The 20,449-nt window shown below is 47.1% G+C and carries 16 protein-coding genes; 5 read left to right on the top strand and 11 right to left on the bottom strand.

The window, feature by feature from the left end:
• The first annotated feature begins 133 nt into the window (after window positions 1–133).
• The 3 genes from HRM2_RS10565 (at window position 134) to HRM2_RS10555 (ending at window position 3,742) form a co-directional block, all read left to right on the top strand.
• Window positions 134–1,390 carry an IS110 family RNA-guided transposase gene (locus HRM2_RS10565; protein WP_015903451.1) on the top strand — a complete coding sequence of 419 codons (1,257 nt, stop codon included), beginning with the start codon at window positions 134–136 and terminating at the stop codon, window positions 1,388–1,390.
• Between the two features lie 443 nt (window positions 1,391–1,833).
• Window positions 1,834–2,778: a hydroxymethylglutaryl-CoA lyase gene (locus tag HRM2_RS10560; RefSeq protein WP_015904003.1), complete on the top strand. Its 945-nt coding sequence runs from the start codon at window positions 1,834–1,836 to the stop codon at window positions 2,776–2,778.
• A gap of 349 nt (window positions 2,779–3,127) precedes the next feature.
• Complete coding sequence (locus HRM2_RS10555) at window positions 3,128–3,742, top strand: FKBP-type peptidyl-prolyl cis-trans isomerase (protein WP_015904002.1); 615 nt, start codon at window positions 3,128–3,130, stop codon at window positions 3,740–3,742.
• Window positions 3,743–3,765: 23 nt separating this feature from the next.
• Here HRM2_RS10555 and HRM2_RS10550 read toward each other — a convergent pair whose 3' ends face one another.
• From HRM2_RS10550 to HRM2_RS10520, 7 genes are all read right to left on the bottom strand, one after another.
• Window positions 3,766–4,482, bottom strand: coding sequence for an ABC transporter ATP-binding protein (locus HRM2_RS10550; protein WP_015904001.1), 717 nt, complete (start codon window positions 4,480–4,482; stop codon window positions 3,766–3,768).
• The gene (locus HRM2_RS10545) at window positions 4,463–5,224 is read right to left on the bottom strand and encodes an ABC transporter ATP-binding protein (RefSeq protein ID WP_015904000.1); all 762 of its coding nucleotides are present in this window, start codon (window positions 5,222–5,224) and stop codon (window positions 4,463–4,465) included. Before HRM2_RS10545 ends, HRM2_RS10550 begins: the two co-directional genes overlap by 20 nt.
• A 1-nt stretch (window position 5,225) precedes the next feature.
• Window positions 5,226–6,230: a branched-chain amino acid ABC transporter permease gene (locus HRM2_RS10540; protein ID WP_015903999.1), complete on the bottom strand. Its 1,005-nt coding sequence runs from the start codon at window positions 6,228–6,230 to the stop codon at window positions 5,226–5,228.
• Window positions 6,231–6,235: 5 nt separating this feature from the next.
• Window positions 6,236–7,096: a branched-chain amino acid ABC transporter permease gene (locus tag HRM2_RS10535; RefSeq protein ID WP_015903998.1), complete on the bottom strand. Its 861-nt coding sequence runs from the start codon at window positions 7,094–7,096 to the stop codon at window positions 6,236–6,238.
• A gap of 93 nt (window positions 7,097–7,189) precedes the next feature.
• The gene (locus tag HRM2_RS10530) at window positions 7,190–8,458 is read right to left on the bottom strand and encodes an ABC transporter substrate-binding protein (protein ID WP_015903997.1); all 1,269 of its coding nucleotides are present in this window, start codon (window positions 8,456–8,458) and stop codon (window positions 7,190–7,192) included.
• Between the two features lie 429 nt (window positions 8,459–8,887).
• The gene (locus tag HRM2_RS10525) at window positions 8,888–9,637 is read right to left on the bottom strand and encodes a DUF2914 domain-containing protein (RefSeq protein ID WP_041273200.1); all 750 of its coding nucleotides are present in this window, start codon (window positions 9,635–9,637) and stop codon (window positions 8,888–8,890) included.
• 109 nt (window positions 9,638–9,746) lie between these two features.
• Window positions 9,747–10,106 (bottom strand): hypothetical protein, encoded by a 360-nt coding sequence (locus HRM2_RS10520; RefSeq protein WP_015903995.1) that lies wholly within the window; start codon window positions 10,104–10,106, stop codon window positions 9,747–9,749.
• 262 nt (window positions 10,107–10,368) lie between these two features.
• Here HRM2_RS10520 and HRM2_RS10515 point away from each other — a divergent pair, with 262 nt between their 5' ends.
• The gene (locus HRM2_RS10515; protein WP_187149359.1) at window positions 10,369–10,989 is read left to right on the top strand and encodes a DUF309 domain-containing protein; all 621 of its coding nucleotides are present in this window, start codon (window positions 10,369–10,371) and stop codon (window positions 10,987–10,989) included.
• Window positions 10,990–11,151: 162 nt separating this feature from the next.
• On the opposite strand, the gene HRM2_RS10510 is transcribed toward HRM2_RS10515, so the two are convergent.
• The 4 genes from HRM2_RS10510 to HRM2_RS10495 form a co-directional block, all read right to left on the bottom strand.
• The gene (locus tag HRM2_RS10510) at window positions 11,152–12,114 is read right to left on the bottom strand and encodes a phosphotransferase enzyme family protein (protein WP_015903993.1); all 963 of its coding nucleotides are present in this window, start codon (window positions 12,112–12,114) and stop codon (window positions 11,152–11,154) included.
• A gap of 30 nt (window positions 12,115–12,144) precedes the next feature.
• On the bottom strand, window positions 12,145–13,512 hold the full coding sequence (locus HRM2_RS25175; protein WP_232364250.1) for a M23 family metallopeptidase: 1,368 nt from the start codon (window positions 13,510–13,512) through the stop codon (window positions 12,145–12,147).
• A gap of 250 nt (window positions 13,513–13,762) precedes the next feature.
• Window positions 13,763–15,610 (bottom strand): acetyl-CoA hydrolase/transferase C-terminal domain-containing protein, encoded by a 1,848-nt coding sequence (locus HRM2_RS10500; protein ID WP_015903991.1) that lies wholly within the window; start codon window positions 15,608–15,610, stop codon window positions 13,763–13,765.
• Between the two features lie 384 nt (window positions 15,611–15,994).
• Window positions 15,995–18,487: a right-handed parallel beta-helix repeat-containing protein gene (locus tag HRM2_RS10495; protein WP_015903990.1), complete on the bottom strand. Its 2,493-nt coding sequence runs from the start codon at window positions 18,485–18,487 to the stop codon at window positions 15,995–15,997.
• A 324-nt stretch (window positions 18,488–18,811) separates the two neighbouring features.
• Here HRM2_RS10495 and HRM2_RS10490 point away from each other — a divergent pair, with 324 nt between their 5' ends.
• Window positions 18,812–20,437, top strand: a complete 1,626-nt coding sequence (locus HRM2_RS10490) for a CotH kinase family protein (protein ID WP_148214602.1) — start codon at window positions 18,812–18,814, stop codon at window positions 20,435–20,437.
• Window positions 20,438–20,449: the final 12 nt, after the last annotated feature.

Here is a 20,449-nt window from a genome sequence, read left to right as displayed (position 1 = left end):
GCTTTGGCGAGTGTTTCATATAACCCACATGTCCTAGCGGACACAACGAAGCATGAAACACTTGCAAAAAATGAAAAATGGTCATAACTATCCAATTTTTTTTATCTTCCCAAACAAAAGCGAAAGGATAGTCATGACCAAGAGATCAAATAGCACATTAATCCAAATCGTTCACCCTATTTGTTGTGGTTTGGATGTTCATAAAGACAAAATTTCAGCTTGTTTAATCACTTTGAATAATGCAGGAGGTGAGCACCATGAGATTCGAGAGTTTTCAACATTCACTCACGATCTGCAAGAAATGAAAAAATGGCTGCTTGATAATAATTGCCCAATTATAGCAATGGAAAGTACCGGGGTATACTGGCATCCGGTTTATAATACCATTGAAGATAAAATTGAAGTCGTTTTGGTAAATGCCAGACATATTAAAAACGTTCCTGGCCGAAAAACTGATATATGTGACAGCAAGTGGCTTGCCGGACTGCTTCGACACGGTTTAGTAAGAGGTAGTTTCATCCCTCCGGGGAATGTCCGGGAATGGCGAGAATTAAGCCGATTGAGAAAAACATACACCGAATCCCTTGCCGATTATAAAAGACGTGTTCACAAGCTGTTCATTACTGCAAATATAAAAATTGATTCAATAGTTTCGGATTTGTTTGGTTTGACAGGCACGAACCTGATCAATTTATTATGCAATAATAGTGAACTAAGCTTGGAAAAGGTCCAGGAGTGCACCAAAGGCGGCCTTAAGAAAAAAACGCAGGAACTGCATAAAAGCCTTAATGGATATTTCAAAGATCACCATCGTTTTCAACTTGTTGAGATGATGGAAATTATCAATATTTTTAAAAAAATGATTGAACAAGTTAATACTCGATTGGAATCTCTTACACGTGAGCACAAAGATTTATTGGAGCGTTTAGACGAAATTCCAGGTGTTGATAAAAAATCGGCACAATCCATTATAGGAGAAGTCGGGGTTACGCTAAATGAATTCAAAACTATGTCAGCATTTGTTTCATGGGCAGGCCTGTGCCCCGGGAATAATGAAAGTGCAGGAAAACGGAAAAGTGGCAGAAATGCAGTTAGAAATCATCCATTCAAAACGATTTTAGTCCAGGTTGCATGGGCAGCAATCAAGAAAAAAGGCTCTTATTACAAGGCCAAATATTACAAACTGAAATCCAGGAGAGGTGCCAGAAAGGCCATTGTTGCTATAGCCCATAGAATTGCAAAAGCCATTTACAGCATCATTAAAAATGCAGACACGTATAAAGATCTTGGCGAAGAGTACCTGAGCAAGCCCAACAAGCAAAGAGTATTAAAAAATTTAGCAAAAAAGGCTGATGAATTAGGCATGAAACTTGTGCCTTGTGGAAATTAATCGAATTGACAGCACGCTTTTAACAGGTGTTGTTTAGAGAAGGACAGCAGACAAAGAAATTATTGATTCGGTAAACAAACGTCGGATGATCAAATGAAGCCTTAGAGCGCGAATATAACATGACGGGTCGGTTTTTTGCACAACAAACTGTTAGTCCTCCATCGGGGGAACTACGCATATAAAACTTATCTAAAATAAACCGACCACTACTGATGATTTAAAAACTTGTCTTCCGTGCCTGAATTATTAACCCGACAGGAAGAATTCTATCGATTTGATATTTTCAATCTGTAGCGTCAATCAAAGTGTTCTTGGGACAAGACCCAAAAACCAACAGGATACTATTCCCTTTTTCGAGGGGAGTGTTACATATAAAAAAAACCAGACAAAATAGCCAACCAATCCGTTGGAGCTGACATTCCGAACGGGGGAGGAATATATCCATGATAAAAATTGTCGAAGTCGGCCCAAGGGACGGGCTGCAGAACGAAACGGCATTAGTTCCGGCAGGTGCCAAGGTCGCCTTTGTGGATGCCCTTTCCGAAACCGGCGTCAGCGAAATCGAGGTCAGTGCCTTTGTCTCCCCAAGGATGATCCCCCAGCTCAGGGATGCAACTGCCGTCTTTCAAAGAATCCGCCGTAAAAAAGGAGTGATCTACTCGGCACTTGTACCCAACATAAAAGGATTTGAAAACGCCATTGCAGCGGACGTCGAAAAAATAGCTGTATTCACAGCGGCCAGCGAAACCTTTAACCAAAAAAATATCAATACCACAGTGGACGGTTCACTGGACCGATTCCGGCCCGTTGTCAAACAAGCCGGGAAACTGGGCCTGCCTGTCCGGGGGTATATCTCCACTGCGTTCTGGTGTGCATTTGAGGGCAAAATCGCCCCTGGCCCAGTTGTGGAACTGACCCAGCGGATGATGGATATGGGTATCGACGAAATATCTATTTCAGATACCATTGGCAAGGCAACCCCGGAAGATGTGGCCAGACTGCTGGATGCCCTGTTGCCCAAGGTACCTGCAGACCGACTTGCTGTCCACTTCCACGACACCTACGGCAGGGGAATCGCCAACGTTCTTAAATCAGTCTCCTACGGTATCGGGGTAGTCGATGCCAGCACCGGCGGGCTCGGCGGGTGCCCCTTTGCACCGGGTGCCACGGGCAATGTGTCCACAGAGGCGGTTGTGGCGGCTCTGACCCAGGCAGGCCAGACAGTGAACGTTGATATCAAGGGACTTGTCCGGGCCCTAAAATTCCTGGACCCATACCTGTTGGCCAAGCCCCCTGCCCTGCCGTCACCTGAATCCCTGGCCTGTTCAACCTGTGAATTTTTCGATGGTGAAAAATGCTGCGGCAGGGAACACAAAGGGATGGCATAAAGGCTTATGCAAGGATGCCGGACAGCAGAGGATAGCACCATTCCGCCCCCTTTGGTTTCCCTGACCGGAACGGTAAACGTCGGGGGGATTTTTGCCCTTCCAGACTAAAGCGCAGGAACTGCGGGCTAAAGTCCTCAAACAGCCTGCGCTTCTTAACGCCTGGAAGGGCAAAAATCCTAACCCCTTTGGTTTACAATGTTCCAGTCAGGGAAACCAAAGAGGGCTCTAAAGTCGAGACTTTCACAATGATGTTTCGACAAGAGTTTCTTATAAAAAAAAATGAAATCAGAGCTGTTTTAGTGTATACTGACTAAATTTTTATCAAACATTCAAGATACAAGGAATTAAAATGAAAGTTGATTTAGACAAGGTCAGTTATGTTCTGGGGCAAAGCGTGGGCGGCGATTTTAAGAGACAGGGTATTGAAATTAATCCTGAAATTTTTACGGATTCATTTATTGCAGCTTTTAACGGGAAAGAATCCAAAATGCCTGTTGGTGAAATGCAGCACATTATGCAGAATTTTCAAAGAGCAATGCAGGACAAAAAACAGGCAGAGCAGATGGAATCAGGGAAAAAAAATATTGAGGCAGGAAAGATTTTTCTTGAAGAAAACAGTAAAAAAGAGGACGTTAAAACAACTGAAAGCGGACTTCAATACAAAGTGATCACCCAAGGTAGCGGGAAAAAACCCGCGGTCTCAAATACCGTTGAAACCCACTATGAGGGCAAGACACTCGATGGTGTAATCTTTGACAGCTCATACAAACGTGGTCAGACAACAACCTTCCCGGTAAATGGCGTAATTAAAGGCTGGACAGAAGCGCTTCAGCTCATGGCTGAGGGTTCAAAATATGAGCTGTATATTCCATCTGAGCTTGCATATGGTGCAGCCGGCAGCGGGAGCACGATTGAACCCTATTCTACATTGATTTTCACGGTTGAACTCATTGCCGTAAAATAGCGATGCATTGATTGGGCTGTCGATCACATCCCCATATAAGCCTTTCTAACCTCGTGGGAATCCAGCAACTCCTGGGAAGTGCCCTGGAGCACAATTTTTCCAGTCTGGATCACATAGCCCCGGTGGGCGACCTCCAGGGCTTCTTGAACCATCTGTTCCACCAGGAGTACAGTGACGCCGGCCTCGTGGATGGTCTGGATGGTTTCCATCATCTTTTCAACCATGGAGGGCATCAGGCCCAGGGACATTTCATCCAGCATGAGCAGCACGGGCTTTGACATGAGCCCCCGGGCAATGGCCAGAACCTGCTGTTCTCCCCCGCTCATTGTCTCCGCCATCTGGTCGGCCCTTGACTTGAGGATGGGAAACAATTCAAACGCCTGATCCAGGCGGGCATTGATCTCTCCCCGGTCTTTGACGATGTAGGCCCCCAGCTCCAAATTTTCCCGGACAGAAAGTTTTGAAAAAAGGCGCCGGCCCTCGGGAACATAGGAGATGCCCCGCTGAACTGTTTCGTGGGCAGAAAGACCGGTAATATTTTCACCCCTGAATGACAGGGTACCCTGGGAAGGATGAATCAGGCCGGCAATGGTTTTCATTGTGGTGGTCTTCCCGGCACCGTTGGTGCCCACAATAGCGACCAGTTCTCCGGGAAACACTTTGATTGAAATGCCATGTATGACAGGCACCCCGTCATATCCGCAATGAATATTATTCACCTCAAGCAGGGGCTGGGCCATCTTGTCTCTCCTGTTGCAAGCGTTTACTGAATTTTGCACCGAAATAGGCCTTGATCACTTTTTCATCTTCGATAATTGTCCTGGGCGGGCCCTCGGCGATTTTTTCTCCACCATCCAGCACCACCACCTTGTCAGCAATGGGCATGATGGCCTCCATGATGTGCTCCACCACCAGAAGGGTGATCCCGCTTTCCCTTATTTTCAAAATCAGTTCAACCGCAGTCTTTATCTCGGTGACGGTGAGCCCTGCCATGGCCTCGTCCAGCATGAGGAGCCTTGGACGGGTGGCCAGGGTCCTAGCTATTTCAAGCCTTTTTTTCATGCCAATGGGCAATTCTCCAGCAGGGACATCCCTGTATGGGCCAAGATGGCAAAGGTCAATGCACTGGTTGGCTGCCTCCAGGGAACGAAGTGTGGATTTTTCCTTTAAAAAGGCCCCAATCAGAACATTTTCCAGAACTGACAACTCCTTGAGGGGCTGGACCACCTGAAAGGTCCTGACCGCGCCCAGCCGGGCGACCTTATAAGCCGGTGCACGGGTAATGTCCTGGCCGCCCAGGAAAATTTTCCCCGAGGTGGGGGGGTAATACCCTGAGATGCAGTTAAAAGTCGTTGTTTTCCCCGCTCCGTTGGGGCCTAGAAGTCCGACAATACTTCCTTCGTCCACATCAAAAGAGACATTGTTGTTGGCCACAAGAGAGCCGAATGTCATGGTGAGATTTTCAACACTGAGTAATGCCATGTCAACGCCTCCTTGTCCCTTCATTGCTGGCCGGTCTTTTTTTTGTCAAGTCCGACAGAATGCCCATGATTCCCCTGGGCTGTTTGATAATAACCAGAACAATGAGCAGCCCGAATATGATCAGATCCACACCCGAACCAAGACTTCCCAGATATGCCCTGGAATACTCCTGCAGGGGGATCAAAACCATGGCCCCCAGGAGGGGCCCGAAAAAAGTGCCAGTTCCCCCCAGGATGGTGATCAGGACAAATTTCATGGACATGTCCAGGGACATGACCATTGCCGGGTCAACCCTGTAATTGTACTGGACAAAAAAGGCCCCGCAAAGGCCTGCCAGAAAAGCCGAAATCCCCATGGCCAGAAGTTTGACCAGGGTTGAATTTACCCCCAGGGACTCGGCGGTTTTCTGACCTTCCCGGACCGCCTTTAGGTAATAGCCCAGGCGATTGCGTTCCAGCCACCGCACCGTACCAAATATGAAAATAAACAGGACCAGGGCCCCATAGTAGTAGGGAATCTTATTTTCAAACCAGATAAAATTCTTTATCCCTTCATCCACAAAGGGATAATCCAGCCCCAGGGCCCCACCCACCCAGTACCAGACCATGAAAAGCCGGTTGAAAATTTCCACCATGGCAAAGGTAGCAATGGCAAAATAATGGCCGGACAGGCGGAACACGGGCCAGCTGATGGCCACGGCGACCAGGGCCGCAGCCGCAGCCCCGACAAGTGCCCCGGGCCAGGGCGGAAGCCCATAGGTAACAACAGCCATGCCCGCCCCATAGGCCCCAATGCCAAAAAATACAGAATGACCAAAGGACACCTGACCACAGTATCCTCCGATAATGTTCCAGGACTGGGACATGCATGCAAAAAGCAGGATCAGGATAAACACATGCTGGGTAAAAGAGCTGTCAAAGACACCGGGTATGACCGGCAGCAGGGCAAATCCGATGATCAGAGCAAACCAGATCAGGTCCTTTTTTTCAAATCGTTTTGTTTTCATTGACATCACCATCCAAAAAAGCCCTTGGGGCGGATCATAACAACCACCAGGTAAAGGCCGAATACGGCAACATACTTAAACACCGGTGCAATATAAAATCCGCTCAACGCCTCCACCAACCCGATAAGAAGGGCGGCCAAAAGGGCTCCTGGAATGCTGCCGAACCCGCCCATGGCAACAATGACAAAAGCAATCAGACCAAACAAGGTTCCCACTTCCGGGTGGACTGCAAGATAGGAGGGCATGAGTCCACCTGCTATTCCCACACAGGCCCCGCCCATGCCAAACACCAGCAGATAAATTTTTTCCGTGTTGATTCCCATGAGTTCTGCAGCTTCCTTGTCCATTGCTGTGGCCTGTATGGTCCAACCCAGCCGGGTCCGATGGATGATCACATATACCATGGCCATGACCGCCAGGGAAAAAAGGGCAGTGATCAACTGGGGCATGGACACGATTACGTCTCCCATGTGAAGGACTTTGCCCCCCAGAACAGTGTCGGAAAGCAGGCGAAAATTTGGGGAAAACCGGTTCAGGCAAATATTTTTCAGCACCATTGCCAGTCCGAATGTGGCCAGCAAAGAAGATAAAGGCGGTTTACCCACGGTGTGTTTGATAATCAGCTGGTAGGTCAGGGCCGCCAGAAAAAAGACAAAGGCCCCGGAAGCCAGCCAGGAAAACAGGGGATCAATATGAAAGATAAAGCCAAGCCAGTAACTGACATACATGGCAATCATCAGAAATTCCCCATGGCCAAAGTTGATCACGTCCATGACGCCCCAGATGAGGCTCAACCCCACAGCCACCAGGGCGTAGAGCATGCCGTTCATCAGTCCGTCCAGAATGACTTGTAAGAATATGGTCATAGCTAAAATCCGGATAAATTGGGTTCAACACAGGATATCCCGGCACTTTGGCCATCAACACGATATGCAAAAAGGCCGGGACATCGTATCAGCCTAAGGTCTGTTCCAGGATGTCATGGGAACCACCGGCTTTGTATCGGCCAGGTCCAGGGGATATATCCGTTTGTAGGACCCGTTCTGAAGCTGGGTAATCAGGCTCTTGGCCATGATGTTCTGGCCACCGGGTGAAAACGCCACCTTTCCACCCAGGGACAGGGGCGATTCCCAGGTGTTGGCATAAAGGGTCTCTTTGACCTTTTCATAATCAAGGGTTCCGGCTTTTTCAATGGCCTGGGCCAGTATCAACATGGCCACGGCTTCCTGGATACTGTCACTGTCAAAGGGCACGCTTGGGTCGGTTTTCTGCATATAAATTTTTTCAACGGCTGCAACAGCTGGCATGAGTCCGGCAAATTCCGGGGAATACCCGGTACCGCCCATGAAGTAGTTGGCATCATCCCCCAGCTGTTTGGTGATCACGGGATCCTGGTATCCGGTACAATAGTTAAGGGCCACCTTGGGCAGCCAGTTCATCTGTTTCATGGTTTTTACCCACAGGGTATAATCCCCACCCAGGCAGGCCCCGAAAACCACGTCCGGATTCTTGGCCTTGAGGGTCTGAACCTCGGAATTCAGATTGGTGGCCCCGGGATTAAAGGGGATATCAACAACCACCTTAAATCCATTATCTTTGACCGCCTTTTTCCCCTCATCGGCGGCATGTTTTCCAAATTCCGAATTTTCGTAAATCAGACCGACTGTCACCAACCCTTTTTCGTGTTTTTCATTCAACCATTTCATGACCTCAACAAATTCAAGGGATTCTGTTTCATCAGTGGGGGCCATGCGGAAAAAATACTGGTATCCCCGCTTTGTCAGGGCGGCAGAACTGGAGCAGCCGCACATGAATATTTTTTTCTTGCGTTCTGCAACAAAGCTGGCCGGTTTAGTCACGGCACTGTTGTAGCTGCCGATGATGGCATATACCTTTTCCTGATTAAAAAGGCGTTCAGCCTCGGACTTACCCACATCGGGTTTACCCTGGTGATCTGCATGGACCACTTCAATGCGATACCCGTCCAGCAGGCCTTTTTGAGCAGCCAGGGGCACATCAATATCCGCATAAACATTGTTGATCACGTCCACTGCAGTGTCCACAGAGGCCTGGCACCGCTGCCCGGCCAGGGCACAGGACCCGGTAAGGGGAAACAGGGTTCCGATTTTAATAACCTTTTCTTCAGCAGAAGATGGCACTGCCATCAGTCCAAGGGTAAATATCAGTCCAACACCCAGAAAAACAATTCTTTTCAATACGATTTTCATAACATTTCCTCCTGAAATAATTAATCAAAGGTAAACCCCAGGCATTGCCGGGGAGACTCCCAAAGTTTGACATTCGCAGGAATTTAAGAACGTTTCCAAGACTGTGAACCACTCAAAGATCACAGAGAAGGAGACGATCAATGAATAACGATAAAAGAATTAAACCAAACGATCTATGATTACAAGTACCATTTTGTTTGAATTGCAAAATAATGGGAAAAAACAATTTACGGCCAGCTAAGAAAAGATCTCGATAGAACTAGGAGATTCGGAATGAACCTAAAAAAATTGATGGTCAAGAATAAATAAACTCAACTTTCGGGATTGGCTGTTTACATGGGGGTCTTGCATTATTGCACTTTTGTTCAGCTTAGAAGGGGGGACAATGTTTACATGGGGCCAGGGGTTGAATCTGCAGCACGCCCTTTTCTATTCTACAATTGTAAATTCGAGTTGGGCTATTTTCTCACCGTTTCCGGTCACCACTTCAACCCGCCATTTGCCGATTTGATCCTGTGAATTCAAGGTAATCGAACTCCATGTGCGCATGCGGGGAAACCGTATTTTAAGGGGGATCGAACAATACTTGCGCCCATTAGCATAGTAGACATGGGTCAAAGTAAACGGCGGGTTGTCGGACAGCACGGTCATCCAGACCATGGAGTTAGACTCTTTTTTGAGGGAAAATATAGTTTTAGCAGCGACATATTGTCTTTTGCTGACACTGCTGCAGGACACAATTTCTGAGATTTGAATATCCAGACGGGCAGAACCTTGTTCGATCGGCGTTGATGGCATTGGTACAGATGTTTCTGCTGAACGATTCGGCTTTATTAAAGGAGGGGCAACAGAATTTAAATGCCCTGCAATCGATTTGGGCTCCATCTTTCGGACAGCTGGCTGTTTGCCCGTTTGATCAGCTTCTCTGGTGGGAGGGGTTTTCTCTTGTTCAACAAGGGTTGCAGGTGGCTCAGACAGAATGGGCACAGGAGGGGCTGGCTGTTTTCTAAAAACCATGGAGCCCGCAACAATCACCCCTGCACAAACAAGCAGCAACCAAAACTTCCATGCCTGCCTGACTGGTTTTCTTACAGGCTCATTTTCCTTACTTTTAACAATGGATCTGAACTTTTCGATGAGGTGCAGATCCCTCTCTTCAATTTTATCTCTGTTATTCAAGACTTTCCCGGAGACATTATCCTGGTTCCAAAAAGGGGGAAGGGGGTCAGGGCCATGGAAATATTAAAATACGCCAATAGCTCACCTGACCCCAAAACTACAGGACCGATTAATTCCTTCCCGGCATAATTATACTGGATTTTTCTTTTTTCTGCTGGGCCTCCATGCGTTTAAAATTCTCAATCACCTTCTGGGTTTCAAGTTCCATGGCTTTGGGAAACTGATCCATTGCCTGTTCCAGGGTGGTTGCTTCTAATTTTGCCTGCATGGGGATGGGACCCTGGGGGGTACCCAGCTGGGTCGTACCGATAAAGAGCCTTTCACGGCTGGGGTCATCTTCTCCATCAACCGTCACTGGAATCAATTGACGAATACTGGCAATTTTAAGGTCTGTAACTGATATTTCCCGATAAAGATTCTTTTTGTCAACCTCAAAATTCAGTTTGGGTGCTCCGCCATTATCCACCATGGGTTTATCTCCATTTTTTTTTATCGTTAAAGAGATCCTGACCGTTTATCAGGATTTAGTCTCTTTATTAGCGTTTTCAAAGCAGAAGTTCAAGGGAAGAGTATAATTTTGCCCATTATCTCTGACCTGCCAGGGAATAAGGTTTGATTCCCCGGCGCTGTCGCGGTAAAGTGGGGGACAGTTTAGTGACTGACAGCCCCCCCCGTGTTTGGACGGCTCGAAGAGGAGTTATGCTCACAAAATTACCCATATGCAAGGCGCCATGATGTCCAGATCTGATCTATACAAGATAACCAAGTTTGACCCGTTTGAGAACCAGTTGTGCCGGCAGATCCGAAATGAATTATCCGCAAGCCTTATGGACTCAATTCACCGCCAGGATATCAGCATCCTGAAAGCTGTTGCACAGCGGTTTTCACCGGATCATGTTGAGCCTGTCCTGGCCCAGTACATCGATAATCGTATCACGCGGTACCGGGAAGTGATCGCTCAGATCCGGCCCACAACCATTCCCACGCATGACACCTATGCCATCAGCCTGCTGTTATGGGATCAGGAGTTATTTTTTGAGGTCCACGAATGGATTGAATCAAAATGGCTTGAATCCAGGGGGGCGGAAAAACAATTGTTGCAGGCATTGATCCGGGCCGCCGGGGTATATGTACATCTTGAAGCAGGCAACCCGAAAAGAGCAGAGAGGATGGCCATCAAGGCATTGCCCCCTTTGATTCAACACAAGTCCCTTGTTCCGGGTTATTTCAATGTTGACCGGTTGATCGCAAGCCTGGAACCACTGAATTCTGTCCCTCCGAAACTGGGGTCGGGGTCAGACCTGCTGGGGGCAAAATACCCTCCCTGGAACAACTCAGGGGCTCAGATGTAAATAATTCCACAAATATGGTGCAGGATTTCAGCTCGTATTCAAGGCGTATCAAAGGGAACTGAAATATGTGCCCGTTGATGCAACGCAGAAGACGAGCTGAAAGACAAGCAATTTCGTTCAAGTTATAAAATTTACGGTCCTAATCGGACACCCCGGAGCACCTTAACGAAACAGGGTCGCCTGATTTTCCGCAAGAAGCGTCATGTAAACCAGCTCCATCTCGATCATCTCCAGGTCATTATTTCTGAGCCATTCGCCAAGCCAGGCAAACCTCAGGGAAATGATGAATTCAGCCAGGTTCTCCCAGCCCATCCTGGAAATCAGACTGCTCTGGAAGAGCTTTTCAAGAAACCGTGTCACCAGGGGACCTCCCAGGGCGTTGGGATTCTCTATTCCGATGCAGCCGATCATGTTGGCAATATCATACACATCGGGACGAAGACCGCAAAACTCCCAGTCGATTACACCGGCAATCTTTGAAACGTCCCAGATCACATTCATCACATGAAAATCCCCATGGCAAAAGATTCGGGGCACCCTGTCATGATCCGCCATAAACCGGTCTGTCAGACATGCAGCCACTGGGCGAACCCGGCTTGAAATTTCAGGATTTTTCTGATCAATCTCTTTCAAAATTTTCTGCACATACCCGGCGATTGAAAACCCCTGACCGGCTTTTTCTTGCTGTCGGAGCATCGGGGTGTCACGGGTTTTTCCGTAAAGAGAAATGAGGAAATCAGCCATGGCCTCCCCCCGCCAGGCGTCCATGACATAGTCTGGCCGGGGCAGTACCACACCTGGAATAAATGGGGTGATCTGGAAAAAACGTCCGTCAAGTTCCGTCAGCACACATCCGTCTCGGTTTCTCAGGGGAGGATGCACATGGGGGACCGCCAAATCTTGTAAGGTGTGCTGGTATTCCCCAATCCGCTGCTTTTTGTCGGATTTCTCGGACACAAACTCTTCTACAATGTATCGCTCACCTGCCCGGTCTTCCGCCACGGTTCGGTTCAGGCTCCGTTCCGGGCTTCCAATGATTCCCCCATCCCCATAAAGACGGCTCAGTTCAAGTTTGTATCCCCGGACCACCCGGTTTAAATATTCAAGATCAGTTAAGTCTTTCAAAGCAGGCCTTCAAACCTTGATTTTAAAATTTTACTCAGGTGAGTCACCACGCACCAGCAGAGTTCCACTGCTGTTCTGGTGATTTTTTTCCTCCACCAATAGAAGCCGTGATTGTACAGTTGCCCTGAACTGTTCAAGTTTCTTGGGAGAAAGGGGTTTGCCCTTGAAATTTTTTACGGTCATTGGATCAACGGGTTTGCCCTTGATACGCACCTCATAATGGACATGGGGGCCTGTGGCAACGCCGGTCATCCCCACCTTTGCAATGGTCTGACCCTGATCCACAAACTGACCTTTTTTTGCAATGAGTTTGCTGCAATGGGCATAATAAGTCTGATATCCGTTGGAATGTTTTAGGATAACAACCTTGCCATAACCGGTTTTCCAGCCAGAATAGGTCACCTTCCCCTGGGCTGTGGCAAAAATAGGGGTTCCCATCCTGGCACCATAATCAATGCCGGTATGGGGTTTGTATTTTTTTTGCACTGGGTGAAACCGTTTAATGGAATAGCCAGAAGTTTTGACACCAAATTCAACCGGTATCCGCAGAAACCTTTTTTTCAATGGATCGCCCTGGGCATCATAGTATCCACCATTGAAGGAAAAACAGGAAAATGTGCCATTTTGTCCGGCATATTTCGCAGCCAGGATCTTGCCATAGTTGATGAACGTATCATCTATAAAATATTTCTCATAGAGAATCGTTATCCTGTCACCCTTTCTTGGAAAAAGATAAAAATCTATGTCCCAGGAAAAGATCTTCACAAATTGATCAACCAGGCACTGTTGTTCCCCGTTGTCTAAAATGGCCTGGCAAAGGGACGAGTTAAGGATAACATCCATTGCTTCAACCCTTTTTTCCGGAATGGCATCCTGCCGGGAAACTGTAAAACCACCCGTTTCATTTCGCTTTGCAATATATTCACGCAAGGGATCAGGGTTGTATATAAATTTATCAAGTTGATTCTCTGCACCAAAAAAAATCTGGAATTGATCATCTGGCCCAGCTGATCTGAAATCAAAAGTTTTTTCAAAGGCCTGGGTCAGGTTTAAAATTTGAGTGGGAGATAATCCACAAGAGATCAATTTTCCATATACAGTGTTATTTCTGCCGATTTCCCCCTGAATATCAGGGGTCACAGTCATTGACTTCTGCCCCATGGATTTATCACAACCCAGAAGATTATTCCCTTTGGAATCAGAGGGAAATGCACCCATGCCAGACCCTGATTCTCCAGATTCGGACAAACTGTCATTTCCCCTGTTTATAAGGGTATTGTTCTGTTCTGAAATGGGGGGAATATTGCTGATACCGACGCTCGATGATAGGAAAATGACCGACGCAGCCAGCAAAAGCACGATGCATATCAGGTGAAAATATTTATTAATCAAAATCAATCCGTTTAACCTCTTCCAGAACACAAGTAAAAATCAATTTCGTCCATTATCATCAAAGGATCTATTTCAGCTGAGCCAGTTCATTCATGCATGAAAGCCACACCATGCATATCAAAATGGCGTTAATAAATCAACCGATTGAGGAATTCCACATTCAATCTCTATTTTTTTCCTCCCCCCAGCTACCCAGGGGCCTTTTTTTCAAGACAAAATATGCTTTTGGGGCACAACCAGACCACTGGCGATGACTTTAAAAGTCAATGGTTACGTTGTAATTGCCCTTGTTGAGTTTTACGTTGACCTGCCAATCAACCTTTTCAATCACTTTTAGTATCTTTTTATTGCTGGATAAAATAACACCTTTGAATCCCTTGAGATTTCTTTCCTGTCCCAGTCGCATCAGCATTGTGAGCATAAAAGTAGCAAGGCCCAGGTTCTGATAATTTTCATCCACTATAATAGCGATTTCTGGATAGGTTTCCTCGGCTTCAAGACATACAAATCGAGCCTCGGCAATCAGCTGTCCATTCTTGGTTTCAGCGACAATGGATAAGCATTTTCCATAGTCAATATTCACATATTCCTGCATTTTCACATGGGGCATGGTTCTTATACAGCTAAAATAACGGTAATAAACGGATTCATCGGAAAAACGATAAAACAACCGCCGCATGGTTTCTTCATCCGAAGGCTTGATGGCCCTGAAACTGACTTGCAAACCATTTTCAAAGATATGCTTTGTCTTGATTTCAGATGGATACAGGTAGCCCCCGTGACTAATATAAATTTGATCCGGGTAGATGATTTTTTTTTCCCTGGCAGCTTTAACCAGTTGCAAACGATCGCCGGGATGGGCTATATCAATCAATGCTTGGGCCCGCTCCCGCACAGTCCGACCACTGATGCTGGCTATACCGTATTCTGTTACGATCATGGAGACAGATTCCCACTGGCTGAATTGATTGGGATACTGGAGAATAGAGGCCATGAGGTTTGACTCATTGTGGCGATTCCGGCTTGGCAGGGCAAAGATTGCAGACCCGCCTTGGGAAAGAAGGGCACCGTTAAAAAAATCAACCACCTCACCCGGTCCGGTTCCAACATTGCCTCTGCCCGTATGAAGGGCAATCCTGCCATACAAATCAACCTTACGGGCCGACAATACGGCTGTAAATTTAGGGTTTCTACTGATCTGAAAAGGGTTGAACACCTGATCTATGGATTGAAATTCAACCATGGGGTTGTTATCGAGCCACGCCATGAGATCGGGCGTTCCAATGGCATAGGAGGTTAAGGATTTACCCCTGCATTTTTGTTTGTACTGGTTTGAGACAGCACCGCTTTTGACCAGATCCATCAGACTGTCAAAGAAAAAGGGGGTATGGATCCCGAGATCTTTTTTATGGACCAGATGACGGGCCAATGCTTCGTAAAGCGGGCCGATGGAAAAGGCTATGCAGGTTTCATCTTCAATGCGTGAACTCACATTCTCGGCAATTTTATTGTATACATGGTCAACTGGCCACCGGTTAAAATAAATAGGCGGTTCTTCCGCTTCAACCAGCATATCAAAATCAGAAATATGAACAAAGGTATCGCCAAATGTTCGCGGCATCCATTTATTTATTTCACCAACCACAAGTGATGCCTGCTGCATCGCCAGACGGGCGACGTCGACACAAACGCCCAGGCTGCAGAAACCGGCTTCATTGGGCGGGGTGATCTGAACAAAAACCGTATCAATATGTATCTGCCGGGATCTGAAGAATTCAGGAATCTGAAAGTAGCGGCTGGGAATAAAGTCAGCTAACCCTTTTATAATAGCTTCATCGGCATCCCATCCTGAGAAAAACGTTTTAAGACGATATCGTGAAGAATGCTTTTCGTTCACGGATATGGCATTGCCAAGACTGACCAGTTGAAAGACCTCCAGGTCCTGGATATTGGAAGTTTCAGACGCTTTTAGATGTTTAAACAAGGTCAACGGTTCAGCAACACCTGTTCCGATGAAAATCGTCATCCCCGGGGTTATCTTTCGAATAACCTTTTCAGGTCTGACAACTCGATCTATCCATTGAATGGGATTTCGGGTTTCCATGGCTTTTCCCAATTATTTACATCTTGTCCGCTTTCTAAGCGGAACAAAAGTGCAATAATACAAGCCTGACCATAGGTAAACAGCCAATCTTGAAAGTTGAGTTATATCACTCAGCATGGTTTAAACTAATTTTAAGCTTAGGACCGCAGACAGAATAAGTCAAACAGAAATATCGCCGAATTTCAATTCAGACACAGGGGAATTAACGATCCCATTCCAGGCCTTTTGGGCCTGGGATCAAACACGATAGATGGACCAAAAGGCAGACAATTCTGTTCAATGTATAAAACCTGCGGTCTTACCCTGTTTCGAATAGAAAAAATCAGCGACCGCCTGGATGCAGCCGGTCGCTGATTTTATGATAAACCCATTAAAGGAACAGTTTCAGACGCCTGGGGAAGGTCCAAACCCTGGTATTCTCTCGTCATCAATATCAGGCTCACCTGTTGTGGTGGTATTGCTTTCAATTACTGAGGTACTGTTTTCGTTTATATAATCGCCCAGGAAATCAACGGCAATGCCTCCGCCTCCGGTGACGGCCGAGTTGGCTTTGATTATTGAGTCATTGATAATAACCATACCTTCATAAACTGCAAAGGCTCCGCCCCGAAGGCCTGTGGTATTTTCCGTCACTATGCAGGAGTTGAATCTTGCCTTGATCCCGTCAAGCTGGGAAGAGTTGTTGTCCACATAAACACCGCCCCCGTTTCCGCTGCTGGTATTGCTTGATATGGTGCATCCGGTGAAGGTGGGGCAGGCGCCGTAGTCAATATAAACAGCCCCTCCGCGGTCTTCGGCAGTATTGTTCAGAAAATAGGTCCCGCTTATTTTAGCCCCGAGATCTTGTCTATCCGGACCTGTCTCAAAAAGAATCCCTGCCCCGGATTGGGCCATGTTTCCTGTGATAAAACAATTGGTCATTATGGGTGCACTGAATTCATTACAGGCAATGGCTCCGCCTTCCATGGCCTTATTGTCTTTAAATATGCAGTTAAGGATGCTGGGAGAGGCCCCTCCTTCGCAGAGAAGTCCACCGCCCCTGCTGTTGTAAAAATCACCATCCGCCTGGCCATCCTGGACGACAAAGCCATCCAAAACACTGTCTGGGGCGCCAAAAACAACATGAAAAACATTGTCAGATCGTAAATCGGTTTCACCGATATTTCCGGAAAGAACAGTGACATTGGCTTGCCAGTCCCGTTGACCAAGGTTGGATTCGGTCCCTTTAAAACCACCATATATGGACACCCCCTTTTTCATGACAAAGGCAGCTGAGCGATCCGTTCCGCCTGTGGGCAGATATCGGCCCTGGGCCACCCACACCTGTGAACCGGAAACAGCATGCTCAAGGGCCTGATTTAAATCGCCATAGGCGGTGCCCCAGGATGTACCATCCCCACCTTCTAGGGCATCGCCATCCACATATATGGTGCCCGGGGTGCCGGCCACAGCCTCTGTGTCATAGTCGTATGCCGTATACAAACGGTTTTCATCACAATCAAAAACTTCTGTCCAGTATTCGATATCCACCTTTCGATGGGGGTGAAACCCGAATTCCTGGGACTTAGTGATGTAAGTTTTTTCATCCAGATAATCGGCAATGGCAAGGGTGCCGTCGGTATATTCCACAATGGATTCTTTGTCGCAGGTTACACGGGAATCGTGCCAGTTACTGATGGAAGATGGAGAGGATATGCTGATATTTGAAAGCAGAACAGATCGATAGAGATGGACCTCGTTGCCGATGAAAGACCTTTGGTCCCCCTGTTCCCCCATATAAGTCCCCTGGTAAAGTGCTGCGCCGATATCATAGGCCATATTACCAATAAATGTCGTAAACACCATCCTGTGTGAAGAGGATCCGTCGGCCACCAGCGCCCCTCCCCGTTCCGCTTCGTTGTGGCAGAAAAGGACATTCATGAGATAAACGGGACTGCCCATGTCCGCATACAATGCACCACCCTTTGCACTACAGCTGTTATTGGCAAAAACACAACTCACAAAAGTCGAAGACGTCATAAAATCATTGTTCACAGCCCCACCCCGCTCCGTGGCATGGTTGTTTTCAAATATACAATTTTGAAAAAAAGGCATCTCACCCGTAACTTCGGCGTCCATGTCGCCGGGATCCCAGTACCGGGTGACCATATTATAGACAGCTCCACCCTTGCCTGCATAGTTGTTATAAAATTTACAGTTACGGGTAAGGGTTCCAGCATGAACATTTAACAGCCCTCCCCCTGCAGATAATTTTATATTTGTCACAATACGAAGATTTTCCAAACTTCCAGCAGCTTCTGGAACCTCCACGAGACAGCCACTGTCATCAATATCATCGGGGCCTAGTACCGCATACCCGTCCTGAATGGTAAATCCGTCCATGACGGCATCGTCTGCCCCGGTAACCACATGATACACATTGTCGGCCATATCCGTGGGATCTCCGATTTCCCCGGACAGCACCGTGGGATTTTTGTTCCAGTTCCGTTGGGCCCGAAGGACTTCACTGCCCTGGAATCCGCCAAAAATACTGATTCCAGGAACCAGGGTAAAACTTGCATTCCGATCCTTTTCCCTGGTGGGATAATAGGTTCCTTTTGCCACCCATATCTCTTTTTTACCCGTAAGATCACAGCTTAAGGCTTCAGCCAGGGACGCATAGGCTGTGGACCAGGATGATCCGTCTTGCGAACCCGCCTGGATGGTCTGATTCACATAGACAACGGCAGGGTTCACCTTGTGGATCTGTTCCCGTCTTATCTTAGCCGTTGAAAAGGAATCGGCAAACAAAGGGGATACGTTAAAAACGATAGAAAGGATTAGTGGAATAGCGGCTTTCTTCAAACGATTCATTTTAAGGATTTCTTGGGTCATCATTTTTTAAATTTTCCTTGTTTATGGACATTTGCCTCAATGTTCAAATTTAAATAAATGATAACACTCAATTGTGTGGTTCAAACAGGCAAAATATGTGGACAAATGGAGAATTGACAGGGTGCATTATCCAATGGAAACGAATTTGTCCGGGCAAGGCCCCCACCTGACAACCTGGAGGTGGAATACTCTTCTTTTCCACACAAAGTCATCCCAATTACCACACGATTATTGGATATAGCTGGAATCTAACCGGGTAAACAATGTTTAATCACGATATCGGCTAACGCAACTTTGATCATTATTTGAGGAGAAAAATTCATGCAGATGAAACGAACAATAGGCTCCATTGGGATTTTATTGATCTGTCTGTCCATGTTACTGGGGGCCTGTAAAAGTAATGGCACTTCAAGCAGCAGTGGCACAACTGACAGCTCTGATGCCACAGAAACCACAGCCAGTGAAGATGAAACCTCCCGGCCCGAGGGCTGGACAGCCCAAACCCATGGCGATGATGCATCCGCAAATTATGGGATAGTATTTAATGAAGAGACAGTGGGACGTATTGACCTCACCCTGACAGCCTCCGACTGGGAAGCGATGATGACCGATGAAAATCTTGTATCTGCCTACGGTTCGTTTGGGTCACAAACAGATACTGCCATGGGAACGACACCCCAGGATGGAATAGCCCTTCCAGATGGGATGACTCCCCCAGATGGTATAGACCCCCCAGATGGTATAGACCCCCCAGATGGTATAGACCCCACAGATGGTATAGACCCCACAGATGGTATGGTCCCCCCGGACGAAATGGTCCCCGCAGATGAAATGAACCAAGAAATTGTGGAACTGACTGAAAATCCCATCTGGGTTCCCTGTACACTCAAATTCAACGGAATCACATGGAATTATGTGGGGGTGCGTTTTAAAGGCAACTCCTCTTTAAAGGATGCCTGGACAGCCGGCACATATAAGATGCCGTTCCGGTTTGATTTTGATGAATTTGAGGATACCTACCCGGAAATTGATGATCAACGATTTTATGGATTTAAAAAACTCACCCTTTCCAGCGGGTATAAAGATGACAGCCTCATCAGGGAAAAAGTTGTGGCAGATATATTCAGGGGGCTTGGTGTTCCTGCGCCAAGAACCGCCTTTTATCGACTCTTTATCGATTGTGGAGATGGAGAAGGGGCCAAATATTTCGGACTCTATACAATGGTTGAAGTCCCTGCCGAACCCATGCTGGAGGCACAGTTTTCAACTTCAGACGGAAACCTTTATAAACCCGATGGTACCTCGGCAAGTTTCGGAGGCGGGACCCTTTCAGAAGAAGAATTTGACAAGGAGACCAATAAGGGTGATGCCGATTACAGTGATGTCAACGCATTGTACGATGCCATCAACGATACCGTTACTGACAGTGAAACCTGGAAAACCAACCTTGAGTCTGTTTTTGATGTGGATGGTTTTCTCAACTGGCTTGCGGTGAATACGGTTATCCAGAACTGGGACACCTATGGCAAAATGGCCCATAACTACTACCTATACAACGATGGTGGTGTGCTGAAATGGATTCCCTGGGATAACAATGAAGCACTCAAAGATTCGGACCTTGCCGGCCAGCCTCCCCTTGCCCTTGAACTGGATGAAGACACATTGGACGCCTGGCCCCTGATCAGCCGGATGCTTGAACAGACCCAATACCATAACCTATATCAGAATTACTGTGAAACCACAGTCGCAGATTACTTTAATACAGAAAATATGCAGGCCATTTATGAAGATGCCCATAACCTCATTTATAATTATGTGGTGGGCGAGGACGGTGAGCAGGTGGGATACACCCTTCTCAAAACTCCCGATGACTTTATTAACAGCCTCGTCTATCTCAAATCCCATGTTGAAAAAAGGAATAATGCAGTGGACGACTATCTTATCCCTGATTGACGGGTTGGCATC

This window comes from Desulforapulum autotrophicum HRM2 (genome assembly GCF_000020365.1).
Classification (GTDB): domain Bacteria; phylum Desulfobacterota; class Desulfobacteria; order Desulfobacterales; family Desulfobacteraceae; genus Desulforapulum; species Desulforapulum autotrophicum.
This window is presented reverse-complemented; position numbering and strand designations above follow the sequence as displayed.